This window comes from Curtobacterium sp. AB7, from assembly GCF_044909335.1.
GTDB lineage: Bacteria > Actinomycetota > Actinomycetes > Actinomycetales > Microbacteriaceae > Curtobacterium.
On record NZ_JBIYED010000003.1, the window covers coordinates 248,624 to 268,004 of the forward strand.

The window sequence follows — 19,381 nt, forward strand, 5'->3', positions numbered from 1 at the left end:
GTGGTTCAGACCCGCAGGTCACCGGGTGGAGGGCGCCTGGAGCTGGTTCGCGTCGGACTCTACGGAGGACTTCGAGGAACCCCCGTCCGACGCGCTGGCGCCGCTCGTCTTCTCAGACGCGGCGGCGCCGGTGCTGTCGGTGCCGGTGCTGTCGGTGGTGGCAGTGCCGGTGGTGGCGGTGCCGGTCGTCGGGCCCGTCTCCTTGCTCGTCGACGTGTCGCCCTGCTTCGCAGCGAGCGGGACGTCGTTCAGCAGGGAGTTCGGCACCTGGTTCTCCGTGCTCGCCGTGGCCTGGTCGGCGACCGCCGGGGTCGGCGTGCCGTAGACCCGGCCCGTCTTGGGGTCGAGGTAGACCGGCGTGGAGTTCGCGATCATCCCGAGGGACTGCGCGTTGCGGGCCAGGTTCTGCGGCGAGTCGAGCACCCGGAGTTCCTCGGAGAGCGACTGCTGCGTACGGGACAGGTTCGTCTGCTCCGTGCCGAGCGCGCTCAGCGTGTAGGCCCCCTGGCTGAGCACCATGCTGATGCCGAGCTGGGCGAGCAGCAGGACGCCGAGGGCGACGACCGCGGTGACGGCGTAGCCGATGCGGGGGCGTGCGCGGCGCTGCGCCGCGGTCGGCGTGACCTCGACGAGCTCCGGTCGACTCTGGCGGTCCGGGCGCGGGGCGCGGGACGGGACGACGGCGGGGTCGACGAGTGCGAGGTTCGTGCTCATGTCACTTCCGGATCCGCTCGGCCGCGCGCAGGCGCACGGGTGTTGCTCGGGGGTTGGCGGCGCGCTCGGCCTCGTCGGCCAGCTCGGCGCCCTTGACGATCAGGGAGAAGGTGGGGGCGTGCTCGGGGAGCTCGACCGGTAGCCCGGCGGGGGCGCTCGACTTCGTGCGCTCCACCAGTGCCCGCTTGACGATGCGGTCCTCGAGCGACTGGTACGACTCGACGACGATCCGACCGCCGACCGCGATGGCGTCGAGCGCCGCCGGGATCGCGCGTTCGAGGACGCTGAGTTCGGCGTTGACCTCGATCCGCAGCGCCTGGAACACGCGCTTCGCGGGGTGACCCTGGCGCTGGATCGCGACCGGGGTCGCGTCGTGGAGCACCTGCACCAGGTCGCCCGACATCTCGAACGGCACGCTCGCGCGGCGGTCGACGATGGCCCGGGCGTAGCGGCCGGCGAGCTTCTCCTCGCCGTAGCGCTGGAAGATGCGGCGCAGTTCGCCCTCGTCGTAGGAGGCGAGGACGTCGGCGGCGGTCTGCCCCTCGGTCCGGTCCATGCGCATGTCGAGCGGGGCGTCCTGGCTGTACGCGAAGCCGCGTTCGGCCCGGTCGAGTTGCAGCGAGCTGACCCCGAGGTCGAACAGCACGCCGTCGACCTGACGGAAGCCCTCGCCCTCGATCGCATCGACGATGCCGTCGTACACGGTGTGCACCAGGCGGACGCGGTCGCCGAAGCGGGCCAGGCGCTCCCCCGCGATGCCGAGGGCGTCGGTGTCACGGTCGAGACCGATCAGGGTCAGGTCCGGGAACCGCTCGAGCAGCCCCTCGGAGTGTCCGCCCATGCCGAGCGTGGCGTCGACGACGACCTTGCCCGGTCCGTCGAGCGTCGGCGTGAACAGGTCGACGATGCGCTCGAGCATCACCGGCGTGTGCGGGAAGCGTGGTGTCCCGTTGTCGTTGTCGGCCATGTGCAGCCCCTCGTCTTCCGGGCCGCGGGTCCGGATCCCCATCCATGCGACCTGACATCGGGGAAGTGATGTCAGGGCTTCACGGCTGGGAGTCCCGATCCACGGATCAGAAGATCCCCGGGATCACCTCCTCGTCGTTGTCGGCGAACGCCTCTTCGGCTTCGGCGTAGTAGGCCTCCCACGCGGTGGTCGACCAGATCTCGGCACGGTCACCGCTGCCGATGACCGTCAGGTCCCGTTCGAGCCCCGCGTACTCACGGAGGTTCTGCGGGATCGTCACGCGGTTCTGCTTGTCGGGCTGTTCAGCGCTGGCCCCCGAGAGGAACAGGCGCATGTAGTCCCTGGTGCGCTTCGACGTCATCGGTGCGGTCCGGATGCGTTCGTGGAGGTCCTCGAACGTCCGGGCGCTGAAGACCACGACGCAGCGTTCCTGGCCGCGGGTCATCACGAGTCCCCCGGACAGTTCGTCCCGGAACTTGGCGGGGAGGATCACGCGACCCTTCTCGTCGAGCTTCGGGGCATGAGTACCGAGCAGCACGTCGGGCCTCCCCTCCGCTCCACCGGACCGTTGCAAGCCCCACTTTACTCCACTCCCCTCCCCCTGCGCAGGATTCCGCTCCCTTTTCGACCCGTGACACCCCTTCTGGGGCCGTTTCGGCAGCGCTCGGCTCCGGACGGCCGTGGTGGATGCCCGTCGCGCCGGGGATCTGGACGGGAGTGGCGGGCGTGGAGGAAAGTGGAGGAATTTCGCAGCCAGTGGGACGTCCCGTGGCGCGCCGCGGGTTCGTGGTCCGCCCCACCACTCCCGGCCCCCGGTCAGCGTGTGGTCAAGACGTGCTGCCGCCCCGCCGCCGAGTGGTCACGAACCGTCGCTCACGCGGACCCCAGCCGACAGTTCGTGACCCCCGGGCAACCACCGCGCGGCATGTCGTGACCCCCACGCGGACACGCGGCGACGGTCCACCCCCGGTCTGGAGGCCCACCCCACCTCCGCCACGTTGCTCCGGCGGGTGCACGGTTCGGCTCCACCCCTCCCGGCCCCCGGCCAGCCTGTGGTCACGACGTGCTGCCGCCCCGCCGCCGAGTGGTCACGAACCGTCGCTCGCGCGGACCCCAACCGACAGTTCGTGACCCCCGGGCAACCACCGCGCGGCATGTCGTGACCACTCGCACACACGCGCCCGCAACCACCGCGCGGCATGTCGTGACCACTCGCGCGCACGCGCCCGCAACCACCGCGCGCCATGTCGTGACCACTCGCGCACACGTGTCCGCGACCGCAGCGCCCGGGAACGCGAAACGGGGCCGACCCGAAGGCCGGCCCCGTCACGAGGGAGGAGTGTGGAGGGCTGCTACTGCCCCTGGTCGTTCCGCTTGTCCCAGCGGTCGTTCATGCGGTCCATGAAGGAGCCGCCGCCACCGTTGACGGGACGGGCTGAGCCACCGGACGCGGACGCCCCCGGCCGGGCAGGCTTCGCCTTCGGGGCACGCATGCCCGGGCGCAACGCGAAGAGGACACCGGCGAGCATCACGACGAAGCCGAGGATGCCGAGCAGCGGGGCCTTGATCACGAGACCGACGATCACGATCGCGACGCCGGCGAGTGCACCGAGCACTCCGAGCGTGATGGCTGTGTACGTCGGACGACCCTGTCGACGTGTGACACGCGCCACGAAATCGGAATCGTTCTGGTAGAGGCTGCGCTCCATCTCTTCGAGAAGGCGCTGCTCCTGTTCCGAGAGCGGCATCTTGGTTCCCTCTGTTCCTGGGATCGACGCGAGGTTGAAAACCGGGCTTGAACAACGCTCGGTTGAGAGCACCGATTCTATGTCCCAACCGCTCCACTAGGGTAGGGACTGTGGCTGAGAGTACGCGATTAGTGGACCTCGTATCGGCGCGTATCGACCGGGCCCTCGACGAGCAGCGTGAACGGCTCCTCGCGATCAGCCCCGATCTCGCCCCGTTCGACCTGTACGCCCGAGACCTGCTGTCCGGCGGCAAGCGCTTCCGGGCGCTGTTCTGCTACTGGGGATGGCAGTCGGTCGCGGGCCGCTCGGGCTCGTTCGACCCGCTGGCGGAGGGCTCCCGCCAGACCACGGCCGAGGCGATCGTCACGGTCGCCGCAGCGCTCGAGGTCTTCCACGCAGCGGCCCTGGTGCACGACGACATCATGGACCGCTCGGACACCCGCCGCGGGCGTCCCGCAGCGCACCGCCGGTTCGAGTCCCTCCACCAGGAGTCCGGCTTCGTCGGCGACCGCGGGCAGTACGGCACGAACTCGGCGCTGCTGCTCGGTGACCTGCTGCTGTCCCTCAGCGACTCGGTGTTCGACGAGGGCCTCGCGCTCCTCGACCCGGTTCGCGCTCGTATCGTGCGCCAGGAGTTCCACGCGATGCGCCTCGACGTCACCGCGGGCCAGTACCTCGACGTGCACGAGGAAACGGCCTGGCCCGTCATCGACGAGTCCGAGCACCTGCTCCGCGCCCAGCGTGTCATCGTCTTCAAGTCGGCGAAGTACTCGATCGAGGCACCGCTCGTCATCGGCGCGCTGGTGGCCGGCGCGAGCGACTCCCAGCTCGAGGGCCTCCGCGCCTTCGGGCTCCCCCTCGGCGTCGCCTACCAGCTGCGCGACGACATGCTCGGCGTCTTCGGCGACCCCGAGGTCACCGGCAAGCCCGCCGGCGACGACCTGCGGGAAGGCAAGCGGACCGTGCTCATCGCCTCGGCCCGCAAGGCGCTGGCCAGCGGCCCGCGCCAGCTGCTCGACGAACTCCTCGGCGACCCCGACCTCGACGAGGAGCAGGTGCAGATGCTCCGCGCCACGCTCACCGAGTCGGGTGCGGTCGCCGCGGTCGAGCGTTCCATCGACCGGCACGTGCAGCGTGCGAAGGCGGCGCTCGACGCGTCGCCGCTCACACCGTCGGCACGGGAGCAGCTCGCGTCGCTGGCCGACACGGTCAGCCGCCGGTCGTCCTAGACGCGACACCAGGACAAACGGGAGGCCCGTGGCGACACCGCCACGGGCCTCCCGTCCATCCGGAACGCGTCTAGAGCAGCGACTGGGCCACGCGACGCACCTCGGCCTTGCGACCGGCGCGCAGCGCCGCGATGGGCGAGACGCCCATCGAGTCGTCGACCGTGAGCATCCAGCGGACCGCCTCGTCGTCGGTGAAGCCGTTGTCGCTGAGCACCGTCAGGGTGCCGCGCAGCTCGGGCATGGGCTCGCGGTCCTCGAGGAACTCGCTCGGCACGCGCAGGACGCCACCGACGCGGGCCGCCAGCAGGGTCTTCTCCTCGAACAGGCGGTGGATCCGACCGGGGCTGGTGCTGAACAGGTCCACCAGTTCGGGGACGGTCAGCCAGCGCTCGGAGAGGGAGAGGTCGTCGACGGGTGCAGCACTCACACGCCCATGGTGCCAGAGCGGGGCGCCGAGTGAGTACGCAACGTTCGTCACATTCGTCACACACACCATATCCGGCTCTCTGGTTGACTTGGGAATCACACCATGCCAGCGTTGTGCCACCTGTGAGTGCGCGCATGCACGCGCACGGGACAGTCGAGATCAGGAGAAACCGTGGACAACGCTGCAGACGAAGCCGCCCGGCGCGCACGATCCGCCCGGTTCGCGACCATGCCCATCGTCCTCGCGGGCACGATCGCGGTGACCGCCGGCCTGACCGGCCCCATCGCGCACGCCGAACCGCGACACGACGACGCCGACGCGAACCACAAGCGTCACGTCGACCAGGATCGCACCGTCGGCAACCGTCCGGTCTTCGGCACCGCGGTCGCACGTCCGTCGCAGACCGTCGTCACGACGATCGCCGCGACGACGAAGGCCCCCACGAGCGCTGTGCCCACGAACTACACCGTCCGTCAGGGCGACACGGTCTCAGGAATCGCCGCCCGGTTCGGCCTGTCGGCGCAGGAGGTCCTGGTGCGCAACGGCCTCGGCTGGAACACGATCATCCACCCCGGACAGACGCTGCACCTGGCGTCGACGCCCGCGGTGACCACGGCGCGCACGACCACGAGCGCCGGATCGACGTCCGGTTCGGGGTCGAGCACCTCGAGCTACCACGTCAAGTCCGGCGACACCGTGTCCGGCATCGCGTCGCGCGTCGGCGTGTCGACCACGGCGCTCCTCAGCGCCAACAAGCTCTCGCAGCGCAGCGTGATCTACCCCGGCCAGACACTCCGGGTGCCGCACGGCTCGTCCGGTGGCGGTTCGGTGTCCACGGCCGCAGTGTCGTCGGGTTCGTCGAAATCCAGTGTGAAGATCTCCTCGGGCGACACGATCGGCTCGATCGCTGCGTCCCACCACGTCTCCGTCGCCTCGCTACTGTCGGCGAACGGCCTGACCTACACGAGCACGATCTACGCGGGCAAGACCCTCGTCATCCCGTCGTCGAGCACTGCTGCGACCACCGCCACGGCGCCGTCGCGTGCCGCGGTGAGCGCCGCCGTCGGCCTGAGTGCCGAGCAGCGCCAGAACGCGGCGACCATCGTCGCCGTCGGCCGCTCCCTCGGGGTGTCCGACCGCGGCATCGTGGTGGCCCTGGCCGCCGCGATGCAGGAGTCGAGCCTTCGCAACCTGCCCCACGGCGACCGCGACTCGGTCGGCCTGTTCCAGCAGCGGCCGAGCCAGGGCTGGGGCAGCGCGGCGAAGCTGCAGGACCCGGCGTACGCGACGAAGCTGTTCTTCGGCGGTCGCAGCAACCCGAACGTCGGCAAGACCCGCGGGCTGCTCGACGTGCCCGGCTGGTCGTCGATGAGCATCACCGACGCCGCCCAGGCCGTGCAGCTCTCCGCGTACCCGAAGGCCTACGCCAACTGGGCGAGCGCCGCCCAGGGCTGGCTGGCCACCCTCTGAGTCTCATCCGGAAGATCGAGATTCGGTCACGACCGGTGCGCCGGTGCGGTCCCGTGCAGTCTCGATTCGTAGAATGCCGCCGATGACCACCAACGCCGCCACGGATCCGATGATCGGTCGCATGATCGATCAGCGGTACCGCGTCCGCTCCCGCATCGCGCGCGGGGGCATGGCGACCGTGTACCTCGCGACCGACGTCCGCCTCGAGCGACGCGTCGCGATCAAGATCATGCACGGCCACCTGGCCGACGACCAGGCCTTCCGTGAGCGCTTCATCCAGGAGGCGAGGTCCGCCGCGCGGCTGTCCCACCCCAACCTGGTCGGCGTCTACGACCAGGGCGCCGAGGACGACACCGCGTACATCGTCATGGAGTACATCCCGGGCATCACGCTGCGGGACCTGCTGCAGGAGCACCACGCCCTGACGCCCGAGCAGGCGACCGACATCCTGCGCGCGGTGCTGGCCGGACTCGCCTCGGCCCACCGCGCCGGCATCGTGCACCGTGACCTGAAGCCCGAGAACGTCCTGCTCGCCGACGACGGCCGCATCAAGCTCGGCGACTTCGGCCTGGCACGGGCGACGACGGCGAACACCGCGACCGGGGCCGCCCTGCTCGGCACGATCGCGTACCTCTCCCCCGAGCTCGTCACCCGTGGCGCCGCCGACTCGCGCAGCGACATCTACGCGCTCGGCATCATGCTCTACGAGATGCTCACCGGCGAGCAGCCCTACAAGGGCGAGCAGCCGATGCAGATCGCCTACCAGCACGCGAACGACACGGTGCCCGTCCCGAGCGCCGCGGTGTCCGGTGTGCCCCCGGAGCTCGACGAGCTCGTCGCCTGGTCGACCGCCCGCGACCCCGAGGACCGCCCACGCGACGCCCGCGAGATGCTCGACCACATGGCGGGCAACCAGCAGCGCGCCACGGGCCAGTACCGGACCGCCGTGCTGCGGCCCGAGAACGCGACCGCGATCCTGCCGTCCGGCGGCGGGACCACGGCCGGTGTCGGCGCTGCTGCCGCTGGTGCCCGTGCTGCTGCCGCCGACGCGCCGGCCGCGACCGACGCCACGGCCATCATCGACTCCCCGGAACGGAGCCGTCCCGCCGCACGCAACCGCAACACCGGTCCGGGCCCGCGCCGCACGGGCGCGCAGCCCGGGGTGCTCTCGCCCGCGGGACAGCGCCTGGCCGACCTCTCCGCCAAGCGTCGCAAGCGCGGCTGGATCGCGCTGTCGGTCTTCGTGGTGCTCCTGCTCATCGGCGCGGGCTTCGGCTGGTACTTCGGGCCGGGGCCGGGTGGCAACGTGCGCATCCCCGAAGTGACGGGCAAGTCGGTCTCGCAGGCCCGGCAGCTGCTCGAAGCCCAGGGCCTGCACGCGGCGTCGAAGACCGGAACCCGGTTCGACGCCGTCGTCGCGAAGGGACAGGTGTCCATCACCAAGCCGGCCGCGAAGCGCGAGGTGCAGAAGGGCACGTCGGTGCAGCTCGTCGTGTCGAACGGGCCGAGGATGATCGCGCTTCCGGCGATCGTCGGGCAGCCGATCTCGACCGTCACCGCCGCGCTCGACGACGACTTCGAGCTGCAGGACAACCAGTACGAGTTCTCGGCCGACGCCGCGAAGGACACCGTCATCGCGGCGACCGGCCGCGCGTCCGGCGGCAAGGCGCTCGACCTGACGTCGGTCACGGCCTACGGCGAGACCGGCCAGATCACGCTCACGGTGTCCCTCGGCGCCGTGCCGGACGTCGTCGGGAAGACCGTCGACCAGGCCTCCGCCGAGCTCGACGCGGTCGGCCTGATCCTCGGCGCCCGCACCGAGGAGTTCAGCGAGGACGTCCCCTCCGGACAGATCGTCTCCGCGAAGGTGCAGGACTCCCCCGCCGTGCGCGGCACCGCGATCGACGTCGTCGTGTCGAAGGGCCCCGCACCGATCACCGTGCCCGAGGACGGCGTCGTCGGCGCCACGATCAACGAGGCCACCGCGACGCTCGAGGGACTCGGGCTCAAGGTCTCCGTTCCCGACTGCACGAACATCCTGTGCGGGTTCTACGACTGGAAGTCGAAGCTCCCCGTGACCGGTACCGACCCGGGCGCCGGAGCCACGGTGTACCGCGGCGACACGGTGACGCTCTCCTACGACCAGTAGCGGTCGCGCGCGCCTGCCCCGAGTCTCGGCCTGGGCGACAGTTCTCGCGCTGTCGGGCCCGAGGACTGTCGCCTGCCCCGAGACTCGGGTCGGGCCCGAGACGCGCCGGAACGGCGGACGGGAGGCACGGTGCCAGCTGGCACCGTGCCTCCCGTCCGATGGTGGTCGCGCTACGCGCGCACGTGCGGGTGCGCGCCGAGCTCCTCGGCCACGAGGAACGCGAGCTCGAGCGACTGCATGTGGTTCAACCGCGGGTCGCACAGCGACTCGTAGCGGGTCGCGAGGGTGGCCTCGTCGATGTGCTCCGACCCGCCGAGGCACTCCGTGACGTCGTCACCGGTGAGCTCGACGTGCATGCCGCCCGGGTAGGTGCCGACCTGCCGGTGCGCCTCGAAGAAGCCGAGGACCTCGTCCACGACGTCGTCGAACCGACGGGTCTTGTAGCCGGTGGGCGTGGTCAGGCCGTTGCCGTGCATCGGGTCGGTGACCCACAGCGGGTTGGCGTCCATGCCCTTGATCGCCTCGAGCAGCTTGGGCAGCTCGTCGCGGATCTTGCCGGCACCCATGCGCGTGATGAACGTCAGACGGCCGGGTTCGCGGTTCGGGTCGAGCTTGTCGACCAGGGCCTTCATGTCGTCGACGCTCGTGGTCGGGCCGAGCTTCACGCCGATCGGGTTCCGCACCCGCGACAGGAAGTCCACGTGGGCACCGTCGAGGTCACGCGTGCGCTCCCCGATCCAGATGAAGTGGCCGGACGTGTCGTAGGCCAGACCGGAGCGCGAGTCGATGCGGGTCATCGGGCGCTCGTAGTCCATGAGCAGACCCTCGTGCGAGGCGTAGAACTCGACGTGCTTGAGCGCCTCGAAGTCGGCACCGCAGGCGTCCATAAAGCGGATCGCGCGGTCGATCTCCTTGGCGAGGTGCTCGTAGCGGGCGTTCGCCGGGTTCGACGCGAAGCCCTTGTTCCACGAGTGCACCTGGCGCAGGTCGGCGAAACCACCCTGCGTGAAGGCGCGGACGAGGTTCAGGGTCGACGCGGCCGTGTGGTACCCCTGCACGAGGCGGCGCGGGTCGGCCGTCCGGCTCTCCGGCGTGAAGTCGTAGCCGTTCACGATGTCACCGCGGTAAGCGGGCAGCGTGACGTCGCCGCGGGTCTCGAAGTCGCTCGAGCGCGGCTTGGCGAACTGCCCGGCCATGCGCCCCATCTTGATGACGGGCATCGACGCGCCGTAGGTCAGGACGACGGCCATCTGCAGGATCGTCTTGACGCGGTCGCGGATGGAGTCGGCGGTCGCGCCGGCGAACGTCTCGGCGCAGTCGCCGCCCTGCAGCAGGAACGCCTTGCCCTGTGCGGCGGCGGCGAGCCGCTCGCGGAGCTTGTCGACCTCGCCCGCGAAGACGAGGGGCGGCAGCGTGGCGATCTCGGCCGAGGCTGCCTCGGCTGCCGCGGCGTCGGGCCACGTGGGCTGCTGCTTGATGGGGAGGGTGCGCCAATAGTCGAGACCCTCGATGACGTCCGGATCCTGCAGGGCGACGAAGTCGGTCGACTCGGACAAGGGCGTTACCTCGGTGTTCTGTGCGGGCGGCCCGCCTGGCCGCCGGAAGGCGGCAGAACGGGCGTCCCGGCGGAGTGCCGGGACCATCAGAGCCTAACGTGCGGGCGACGACTTCCGTTCCCGCATGACTGCCTCGCGTGCAGAGCTCGCGCGTTCCTTGACGCTCGTCGCGTAGACGTCGACGTACTCCTGACGACTCAGCCCCGCGAGCTCGTGCATGACCTCGTCGGTGACGCTGCGCAGGATGAACCGGTCGGTCTCGAAGCCCTGGAAGCGCGAGAAGTCGAGCGGCTTGCCGAACACCACCCCGACGCGCTTGATCTTCGGGAAGCGCTGCCCGATCTGCTGCACCTCGCGCGTGCCGACCATGGCGACGGGGACGACGAGGACCCGGCCCTCGAGGATCATCCGCGCGATGCCGGTGCGACCGCGGTACAGCTTGCCGTCGGGGCTGCGGGTGCCCTCCGGGTAGATGCCGAGCTGCTCGCCGCGGGCCAGGACCTGCAGGCCGGTGCGGAGCGACGCCTCGGACGCCTTGCCGCCGGAGCGGTCGATCGGCAGCTGGCCGATGGCGTTGAAGAACGTCTTCGTCGCCCAGCCCTTGAGTCCCCGCCCGGTGAAGTAGTCGCTCTTCGCCAGGAAGGACAGCCGCCGGTCGAGCACGGCAGGCAGGATCACCGAGTCGATGAACGAGATGTGGTTGGACGCGAAGATGACCGGGCCCTTGGCGGGGACGTTCTCACGGCCGACCACCCACGGTCGGAACAGGGTGAGGATGAGCGGGCCGAGCAGGAAGTTCTTCAGCAGCCAGTAGGTCATCGACGACTCCAGGTGGTGGGGCGGGCTCGAGTGACCCTACGCCGTGCGGACCCGCACGCGCTCACGCCGTGCGGGCGTGGATGCGGGCCAGGTCGGCGGCGCCGACGACTCCGGCGTCGTTCACCAGCTCGGCGATCACGAAGTCCGGCTCGGGGTGGTAGCCGCGCGCCGGCAGGTTGTTGAGGTACGCCTGCTTGATCGGGTCGAGCAGGCGGTCCCCCGCGCTGGCGACCCCGCCGCCGAACACGAACAGCTGCGGGTCGAGCACCGCGGACAGTGAGGCGCAGGCCTCACCGAGGTGGCGACCGAGGCGACGGAGCGCCGCGAGGGCACCCGGGTCGTCGGCCAGGATCAGGTCGCCCACGATGTGTCCGTCGAGCTCGCCGCCGTTGGCTTCGCGCGCGTCGGCCAGCGCAGACCCGATGCCGCCGGCGTCGGCGACGTCGTTGGCCATCCGCTGCAGGGCGCGGCCCGAGCCGTACTGCTCGATGCAGCCACGCGCACCGCAGCCGCACGGCAGACCGTTCGGCACGATGCGCAGGTGGCCGATCTCGCCGCCGGTGCCGAACCCGCCGCGGAACAGGCGGTCCTCGGTCACGATGGCGCCGCCGACACCGGTGCCGATGGTCAGCATCGTCATGTCGGAGACGAGCCGGCCGGCGCCGAAGCGGAACTCGGCCCACCCGGCGGCGTTGGCGTCGTTGTCGACCGTGATGTGCAGGTCGCCGAGGCGCTGCTGCAGCTTCTGGCGCAGGGGCTCGTTCCGCCACCGGATGTTCGGCGTGTAGTAGACGATCGACTGCGAGGCGTCGATGAAGCCCGGGGCCGCGACGCCGACCGCGCCGACCTCGTGCCCTGAGCTGAGTCGCTCGACCATCGAGACGACGTCGTCGAGCATGGCGTTCGGGTCCGCAGCGTTGGTGGCCACGCGGTCCTCGGCGATGATCTCGCCGAGTTCCGTCACGACCGCTCCCGCGATCTTGGTGCCCCCGATGTCGATTCCGATGGCGTGCACGGTCCAAGAGCCTACCGGTTCACCGCGAACTCACGGAACGCCCGGTGACGCGTCCTATGCTGACTGTGTCGCCTCGCAGGAAGGGGCGCACTCGAATCGAACCGGCAGACAAGGGAGTCACCGTGAACGATCAGCGACCCGAACGCGCCAGCGTCACCACCGACGGTGCTCTCGCCGACAGCGCGGTCACCGACTTCGCACGTCCCGACGGGGCGGTCACCGACAGCGTCGGCGATCCGACCGGGAGGCACGCCTCGCGTCCGACGAGCGGCCCCGTCGCTCCTGACCACGGCTCGGCAGCGCGGCTGCTCGGCGACCGCGCCCGACTGACGCCGTCGCGTCCGATCCTGGCCCAGCGCCACGGCGACACGTGGACGACGATCACCGCCGGCGAGGTGCTGGCACGGGTCCGCGGCATCGCGAAGGGCTTCGTCGCCGCCGGCCTCGAGCCCGGCGCCCACGTCGCGATCCTGTCCCGCACCCGACTGGAGTGGACCCTCGTCGACTTCGCGGTGTGGACGGCAGGCCTGGTCTCCGTGCCTGTCTACGAGACGAGCTCCCCCGACCAGGTCCGGTGGATCCTCTCCGACTCCGAGGCCGTCGCGATCGTCGTCGAGCAGGAGGAGCACGCGCGTCGGGTCGCCTCGATCGCCCCGGACCTGCCGCACCTCGGGCAGCACTGGACGATCGACGGCGGCGGGCTCGACGACCTGACCCGGCTCGGCGAGGACGTCACCGACGACGAACTCGACGCGCGGACGGCATCGGTCCACGGCCACGACGACGCGACAATCATCTACACCTCCGGGTCGACCGGACGCCCGAAGGGGTGCGTCCTGCGACACGACAACTTCACCGCGACGGTCGAGAACGCCAGCGTCGCGATGCCCGAGGTCGTCGCGGACGGCGCCTCGACCCTGCTCTTCATCCCGATGGCCCACGTGTTCGCCCGGTTCATCGCGGCGATGTCCGTGTCCGCCGGGGTCCTGGTCGGCCACGAGCCGGACACGAAGGACCTCATGCAGGCCGTGTCGTCGTTCAAGCCGTCCTTCCTGCTGGCGGTCCCCCGGGTGTTCGAGAAGATCTACAACGCCTCCGAGCAGAAGGCCGACCTCGGTGGCAAGGGGAAGGTCTTCCGGGCCGCTGCGGACACCGCGGTCGCCCACTCCGAGGCCTTGGCCGCCGGTCGGGTCCCGCTCGTGCTCGGCCTGAAGTTCAAACTGTTCGACAAGCTCGTCTACGCGAAGCTCCGGAACGCCCTCGGGGGCCGCACCGAGTACGCGGTCAGCGGTTCGGCGCCGCTCTCACCGCGACTGTCGCACTTCTTCCGGTCGATCGGGGTCCTCATCCTCGAGGGCTACGGGCTCACCGAGACGACCGCGCCCGCCACCGTGAACCGCGCGGCGGACCTGCGCATCGGGACGGTCGGACCGGCACTGCCCGGGGTCGAGATCCGGATCGCCGACGACCAGGAGATCCTGATCCGCGGCGTCGACGTGTTCGACCGCTACTGGCGGAACGACGAGGCCACCGAGCAGGCCTTCACCGACGACGGCTGGTTCCGCACCGGCGACCTCGGACGGCTCGACGACGACGGCATCCTGACGGTGACCGGACGCGCCAAGGAGCTCATCGTCACCGCGAGCGGCAAGAACGTCGCACCGGCACCGCTCGAGGACGGCGTTCGCGAGCACCCGCTCGTCGGGCAGGTCGTGGTCGTCGGCGAGGGCAAGCCCTTCATCGCCGCCCTCGTCACGCTCGACCGCGAGATGCTCCCCGGGTGGTGCGAGAGTCGCGGGATCAGCCCGGCGCTCTCCGCGCACGAGGCCGCGTACGACGAACGCGTGCTCACCGCCGTGCAAGAGGCGATCGACACCGCGAACGGCCGGGTCTCACGAGCCGAGTCCGTCCGGTCGTTCACGATCCTGGACACCGAGCTGACGGAGGGCTCCGGACACCTGACGCCGAAGCTGACGATCAAGCGGTCGGTGATCCTGCGCGACTTCGCGGCGGACATCGACCACATCTACTCGGGGTCGAAGGTGCAGACGACCGCGACGCCCGTCATCGAGGAGCGACGCGGGCGCCGCGCGTAGCGCCCCGTCGATTCGGGCGTACCGGGTCGTTTCGGGCGTACCGGGTCGTTTCTTCCGACCAGGTACGCCCGATTCCGCCAGGTGCGCGCGGGGTGCAGGTGCGCGCGGGGCTCAGGCCTCCGGGGACTGCTCCGTCGCGGGGGCGTCGAGGACGGCGGTCGAACCGGTGGCGACGGTGGTGTCGGCCGGACGACGGTTGGTGCGGGTGCGGTGCGAGCTGAGCTCGTCGTTCTGGATGGTCATGCGGGAGTCCTGGGGGGTGGGATGGGCTGCCGGTGGGAGGCCGACGCCGATACGGTACCTCTTCGTCAGGACAAAGCGACAATCCCCCGTGGGGGTGTCATGAGCAGGCACTCATGACCAGCGGATCAGTGGAACCACTCCTGCGCCCGGATGTCCCGCAGCGCCTGCCGTCGGACCTCGGGTTCGAGCGTCATCACGTAGACGGTTCCGTCCAGGTGGTCGACCTCGTGCTGCAGCGCCTCGGCCATCAGCCCGGTGCCTTCGAGCACCACCTCGGCACCGTCGACGTCGACGCCGCGGACCTTGGCGTACGGGTGCCGCCGGGTCGGGTAGCCGAGCCCCGGGACGGAAAGGCACCCTTCCTCCATGAGTTCGGGCTCCCCCGAGACCTCGACGATCTCGGGGTTCAGGACGTACCCGACCTCGCCGTCGACGTTGTACGAGAACGCGCGGAGTCCGACACCGATCTGCGGCGCGGCCACACCGGCGCGGCCGGGCTCCTTGACGGTGTCGATCAGGTCCTGCACGAGGTCGCGGACCCCGCTCGACCCGAGTGCCGCCGGAGCGATCGGGTCCGCAGGCGAACGGAGGACGGGGTCGCCGAACAGGCGGATGGGACGGACGGTCAATTTACTGCAGCACCACCAGGAGGTCGCCGGCGTCCACCTGCTGGGTCGCCGGGATCGCGAGACGGCCGACGGTGCCCGCCACGGGCGCCGTGATGGCCGCTTCCATCTTCATCGCCTCGATGCTCGCCACGGCCGCTCCGGCCTCGACGACGTCACCGACGGCGACCTTGAGCGTCACCACACCGGAGAACGGCGCAGCGACGTGCTTCGGGTCGGACTTGTCGGCCTGCTCGGCGACCTTCGTCTCGACCTCGATCGACCGGTCGCGGACCGAGACCGGGCGGAGCTGCCCGTTCATCGTGGCCATGACCGTGCGGATGCCCTTGTCGTCGACCTCGCCGATCGCTTCGAGCCCGACGAACAGGTCGACGCCCTTGCCGAGCGGCACGACGTGCTCCTGCCCGGGGCGCAGCCCGTACAGGTAGTCGACGGTCGGCACCACGGACAGGTCGCCGTACTGCTCGCGCACCCGCTCGAACTGTGCCGTGGGCTGTGGGAAGAGCAGCCGGTTCAACGCCTGCTGGCGCTCTGGCCCCTGGGCGTCGAGGTGCGCGCGCTCGGTGTCCGGCACCGGAGTGATCTCGAGGCGGACGTCGCGGCCCGCCAGGACCTTCGTCCGGAACGGCTCCGGCCAGCCACCCGGCAGGTCACCGAGCTCGCCGGCCATGAACCCGACGACGGAGTCCGGGATGTCGTACTTGTCCGGGTTCTGCTCGAAGTCGGCCGGGTCGGCGTTCACCGCGGCGAGCTGCAGCGCGAGGTCACCGACCACCTTCGACGACGGCGTGACCTTGGTCGGGCGTCCGAGGATCCTGTTCGCCTCGGCGTACCAGTCCTCGACCTGCTCGAACCGGTCGCCCAGGCCGAGCGCGATCGCCTGCTGGCGGAGGTTCGACAGCTGACCGCCGGGGATCTCGTGCTTGTAGACCCGGCCCGTCGGACCCGGCAGCCCGGACTCGAACGGAGCGTAGGCCCGACGGACCGCCTCCCAGTAGGGCTCGAGGTCGCCGACCGCGTCGAGCGACAGGCCGGTGTCGCGCTCCGTGTGGGCCAGGGCGGCGACCAGCGCGGACATGCTCGGCTGGCTCGTCGTGCCGGCCATCGGCGCCGAGGCGACGTCCACCGCGTCCGCACCGGCACGCGCTGCGGCGAGGAGCGTCGCGAGCTGCCCACCGGCGGTGTCGTGGGTGTGCACGTGCACGGGCTGGTCGAAGCGCTCGCGCAGCGCGCCGACGAGCTTCTCGGCGGCGCCGGCGCGGAGCAGCCCGGCCATGTCCTTGATGCCGATGACGTGCGCGCCGGCCTCGACCATCTGCTCCGCCAGGCGGAGGTAGTAGTCCAACGTGTACAGGTCCTCGGCAGGATCGAGGAGGTCGGCGGTGTAGCAGAGCGCTGCTTCGGCGACGGCCGTGTCGGTCGCGAGCACTGCCTCCAGGGCCGGTCGCAACTGGCTGACGTCGTTGAGCGCGTCGAACACGCGGAAGACGTCGACGCCCGTGGCGGCGGCCTCGGCGACGAACGCGTCCGTCACCTCGGTCGGGTACGGGGTGTAGCCGACCGTGTTGCGGCCGCGCAGCAGCATCTGGATCGGGATGTTCGGCATCGCCTCGCGCAGCGAGGCCAGGCGCTCCCACGGGTCCTCGCCGAGGAACCGGAGGGCGACGTCGTACGTCGCTCCGCCCCAGGCCTCGACGCTCAGCAGCTGCGGCGTGAGCCGCGCGACGTACGGTGCGACGGCGACGAGGTCCTTCGTGCGTACGCGGGTGGCGAGCAGCGACTGGTGCGCGTCGCGCATCGTCGTCTCCGTCACGGCGAGCCGGGTCTGGGCGCGGAGTGCCTTCGCCCACTCGGCCGGACCCTGCGCCAGCAGTAGGTCGCGCTGGCCCTCGGGCACCGGGGCGCTGAGGTCGAGAGCGGGGAGCTTGGTGCTCGGGTCGGTGACCAGCGGCGACCGCTCACCGTTCGGCTTGTTCACCGTGACGTCGGCGAGCCAGTTCAGGACCTTGGTGCCGCGGTCCTTCGACACGTGGCCGCTGAACAGCTGCGGACGCTCCTCGATGAACTTCGTCGAGACGTCGCCACGGGCGAAGTCCGGGTCCTCGAGCACGGCCTGCAGGAACGGGATGTTCGTGCTGACGCCGCGGATGCGGAACTCGGCGAGGGCCCGCTTCGCACGGGCGACGGCCGTCGGGAAGTCGCGTCCGCGGCACGTCATCTTGGCGAGCATCGAGTCGAAGTGCGGGCTGATCTGCGCGCCGGTGGCGACCGTGCCGCCGTCCAGGCGCACACCGGCGCCGCCGGGGCTGCGATACGTGGTGATGCGGCCGGTGTCCGGCCGGAAGCCCTGCGTCGGGTCCTCGGTCGTGATGCGGGTCTGCAGCGCGGCCCCGTGCACGGAGACGGTGTCCTGTGACAGGCCGAGGTCGGCGAGCGACTCGCCCGAGGCGATCCGCATCTGCGACTGCACCAGGTCGACGTCGGTGACCTCTTCGGTGACGGTGTGCTCGACCTGGATGCGCGGGTTCATCTCGATGAAGACGTGCTGCCCGCTCTTCTCACCTTCCGTGTCGAGGAGGAACTCGACGGTGCCGGCGTTGACGTAGCCGATCGAGCGGGCGAAGGCGACCGCGTCGCGGTGCAGCGCACGGGCGACGGCGGGGTCGAGGTTCGGCGCCGGGGCGATCTCGACGACCTTCTGGTTGCGACGCTGCACGGAGCAGTCCCGCTCGAACAGGTGGATCGTGCCCGCCTCGGTGCCCGTCGCGTCGGCGAGGATCTGCACCTCGATGTGCCGCGGCCGGATCACCGCCTGCTCGAGGAACATGGTGGGGTCGCCGAACGCACTGTCGGCCTCGCGCATCGCTGCCTCGAGTGCCGCGCGGAGCTCGGGCTTGGTCTCGACCCGGCGCATGCCACGACCGCCACCACCGGCGACGGCCTTGGCGAACACCGGGAACCCGATGGCGTCAGAGCCGGCGATGAGCTCCTCGATGTCGCGACTCGCCGGAGTGCTCGCGAGCACCGGGACACCGGCCGCGATCGCGTGCTCCTTCGCGGTGACCTTGTTGCCGGCCATCTCGAGCACGTGTTCGCCCGGACCGATGAAGGTGATGCCGGCTGCGGCGGCCGCGGCGGCGAGCTCCGGGTTCTCGGACAGGAAGCCGTACCCCGGGTAGATCGCGTCGGCGCCCGACGCGCGCGCCACGCGGATGATCTCGGAGACGTCCAGGTACGCCCGGACCGGGTGGCCCCGCTCTCCGATCAGGTAGGCCTCGTCGGCCTTCAGGCGGTGCAGGGAGTTGCGGTCTTCGTAGGGGTAGACGGCGACGGTGCGCGCCCCCAGTTCGTACGCGGCACGGAACGCGCGGATGGCGATCTCACCACGGTTCGCCACGAGGATCTTGCTGAACACGACGTCCCTTTCAGCCCGGGTTGAGGTGAGACAACCCTAGTGGCGGTAACGTTGCTGATCGTGCATGTACTCAGCGTGAGCTCCCTCAAGGGCGGTGTCGGCAAGACGACGGTGACGCTCGGCCTGACTTCGGCCGCCTTCGCCAAGGGACTGCGCACGCTGGTGGTGGATCTCGACCCGCAGTCCGACGTCTCGACCGGCCTCGACATCAACCTCGCCGGACACCTCAACGTGGCCGACGTCCTCGAGAACCCGAAGGAGAAGATCGTCCGTCAGGCGATCGCCCCGTCCGGGTGGACGAAGGGCTCGCAGGGCAAGATCGACGTCATGGTCGGGTCGCCGTCCGCGATCAACTTCGACGGGCCGCACCCCTCCATCCGCGACATCTGGAAGCTCGAAGAGGCCCTGGCCAACGTCGAGCAGGACTACGAGCTCGTGCTCATCGACTGCGCGCCGTCGCTGAACGCCCTCACGCGCACCGCGTGGGCGGCGTCCGACCGCGTCACGGTCGTCACCGAGCCCGGCCTGTTCTCCGTCGCCGCCGCCGACCGCGCGCTCCGGGCCATCGAGGAGATCCGCCGCGGTCTCTCCCCCCGCCTGCAGCCGCTCGGCATCATCGTGAATCGTGCTCGCGTCCAGTCGCTCGAGCACCAGTTCCGCATCAAGGAACTTCGCGACATGTTCGGCCCGCTCGTCCTGTCGCCGCAGCTGCCCGAGCGGACCTCGCTGCAGCAGGCACAGGGTGCCGCGAAGCCCCTGCACGTGTGGCCCGGCGAGTCCGCGCAGGAGATGGCGCGCAACTTCGACCAGCTGCTCGAGCGCATCATGCGGACCGGCAAGATCGGGCCCTACGCCGATGGCTCGGGTGCTGCTGGCGCGTAGCCTCGGGGCGCGGTCGCGCTGACAG

Annotated in this window: 16 protein-coding genes; 5 read left to right on the forward strand and 11 right to left on the reverse strand. The window is 70.6% G+C overall.

Features of this window, described 5'->3' with window-relative positions; all coding sequences use genetic code 11:
• Positions 1-18: 18 nt before the first annotated feature.
• The 4 genes from ABH929_RS09670 to ABH929_RS09685 all read right to left on the reverse strand — a co-directional run bounded on the left by ABH929_RS09670 (position 19) and on the right by ABH929_RS09685 (position 3,429).
• A complete protein-coding gene (locus tag ABH929_RS09670; RefSeq protein WP_404561021.1) occupies positions 19-714 on the reverse strand; it encodes a hypothetical protein in 696 nt (231 codons plus the stop codon).
• 1 nt (position 715) lies between these two features.
• Entirely contained in the window at positions 716-1,681 is a 966-nt protein-coding gene (gene rsmH / locus ABH929_RS09675) for a 16S rRNA (cytosine(1402)-N(4))-methyltransferase RsmH (protein WP_404561022.1), read from the reverse strand.
• A gap of 106 nt (positions 1,682-1,787) precedes the next feature.
• Entirely contained in the window at positions 1,788-2,219 is a 432-nt protein-coding gene (mraZ, locus tag ABH929_RS09680) for a division/cell wall cluster transcriptional repressor MraZ (protein ID WP_404561023.1), read from the reverse strand.
• 814 nt (positions 2,220-3,033) lie between these two features.
• Complete coding sequence (locus tag ABH929_RS09685) at positions 3,034-3,429, reverse strand: DUF3040 domain-containing protein (RefSeq protein WP_205462166.1); 396 nt, start codon at positions 3,427-3,429, stop codon at positions 3,034-3,036.
• Positions 3,430-3,539: 110 nt separating this feature from the next.
• Between ABH929_RS09685 and ABH929_RS09690 the strand changes: the two genes are divergently transcribed.
• Positions 3,540-4,658, forward strand: a complete 1,119-nt coding sequence (locus ABH929_RS09690) for a polyprenyl synthetase family protein (protein ID WP_111085795.1) — start codon at positions 3,540-3,542, stop codon at positions 4,656-4,658.
• A 70-nt stretch (positions 4,659-4,728) separates the two neighbouring features.
• Here the strand turns inward: ABH929_RS09690 and ABH929_RS09695 are convergent, their stop codons facing one another.
• Positions 4,729-5,085: an Rv2175c family DNA-binding protein gene (locus tag ABH929_RS09695; RefSeq protein WP_111085815.1), complete on the reverse strand. Its 357-nt coding sequence runs from the start codon at positions 5,083-5,085 to the stop codon at positions 4,729-4,731.
• A 171-nt stretch (positions 5,086-5,256) separates the two neighbouring features.
• Between ABH929_RS09695 and ABH929_RS09700 the strand changes: the two genes are divergently transcribed.
• Together ABH929_RS09700 and pknB are read left to right on the forward strand one after the other, a co-directional pair.
• A complete protein-coding gene (locus tag ABH929_RS09700; RefSeq protein WP_404561024.1) occupies positions 5,257-6,555 on the forward strand; it encodes a LysM peptidoglycan-binding domain-containing protein in 1,299 nt (432 codons plus the stop codon).
• 82 nt (positions 6,556-6,637) lie between these two features.
• Complete coding sequence (gene pknB, locus ABH929_RS09705) at positions 6,638-8,704, forward strand: Stk1 family PASTA domain-containing Ser/Thr kinase (RefSeq protein WP_404561025.1); 2,067 nt, start codon at positions 6,638-6,640, stop codon at positions 8,702-8,704.
• A 170-nt stretch (positions 8,705-8,874) separates the two neighbouring features.
• Here the strand turns inward: pknB and ABH929_RS09710 are convergent, their stop codons facing one another.
• The 3 genes from ABH929_RS09710 to ABH929_RS09720 form a co-directional block, all read right to left on the reverse strand.
• On the reverse strand, positions 8,875-10,260 hold the full coding sequence (locus tag ABH929_RS09710) for a class II 3-deoxy-7-phosphoheptulonate synthase (protein ID WP_404561026.1): 1,386 nt from the start codon (positions 10,258-10,260) through the stop codon (positions 8,875-8,877).
• 93 nt (positions 10,261-10,353) lie between these two features.
• The gene (locus tag ABH929_RS09715) at positions 10,354-11,079 is read right to left on the reverse strand and encodes a 1-acyl-sn-glycerol-3-phosphate acyltransferase (protein ID WP_123292455.1); all 726 of its coding nucleotides are present in this window, start codon (positions 11,077-11,079) and stop codon (positions 10,354-10,356) included.
• A 61-nt stretch (positions 11,080-11,140) separates the two neighbouring features.
• Positions 11,141-12,094 carry an ROK family glucokinase gene (locus ABH929_RS09720; RefSeq protein WP_111085799.1) on the reverse strand — a complete coding sequence of 318 codons (954 nt, stop codon included), beginning with the start codon at positions 12,092-12,094 and terminating at the stop codon, positions 11,141-11,143.
• Positions 12,095-12,216: 122 nt separating this feature from the next.
• Between ABH929_RS09720 and ABH929_RS09725 the strand changes: the two genes are divergently transcribed.
• Positions 12,217-14,190, forward strand: a complete 1,974-nt coding sequence (locus tag ABH929_RS09725) for an AMP-dependent synthetase/ligase (RefSeq protein WP_404561027.1) — start codon at positions 12,217-12,219, stop codon at positions 14,188-14,190.
• A gap of 111 nt (positions 14,191-14,301) precedes the next feature.
• Here the strand turns inward: ABH929_RS09725 and ABH929_RS09730 are convergent, their stop codons facing one another.
• The 3 genes from ABH929_RS09730 to ABH929_RS09740 form a co-directional block, all read right to left on the reverse strand.
• Positions 14,302-14,433, reverse strand: coding sequence for a hypothetical protein (locus ABH929_RS09730; protein WP_275897978.1), 132 nt, complete (start codon positions 14,431-14,433; stop codon positions 14,302-14,304).
• 125 nt (positions 14,434-14,558) lie between these two features.
• The gene (locus tag ABH929_RS09735; protein ID WP_111085801.1) at positions 14,559-15,062 is read right to left on the reverse strand and encodes a peptide deformylase; all 504 of its coding nucleotides are present in this window, start codon (positions 15,060-15,062) and stop codon (positions 14,559-14,561) included.
• A 1-nt stretch (position 15,063) separates the two neighbouring features.
• Positions 15,064-18,474, reverse strand: a complete 3,411-nt coding sequence (locus ABH929_RS09740; RefSeq protein WP_404561028.1) for a pyruvate carboxylase — start codon at positions 18,472-18,474, stop codon at positions 15,064-15,066.
• Positions 18,475-18,534: 60 nt separating this feature from the next.
• Between ABH929_RS09740 and ABH929_RS09745 the strand changes: the two genes are divergently transcribed.
• Positions 18,535-19,356 carry a ParA family protein gene (locus tag ABH929_RS09745; RefSeq protein WP_404561029.1) on the forward strand — a complete coding sequence of 274 codons (822 nt, stop codon included), beginning with the start codon at positions 18,535-18,537 and terminating at the stop codon, positions 19,354-19,356.
• Positions 19,357-19,381: the final 25 nt, after the last annotated feature.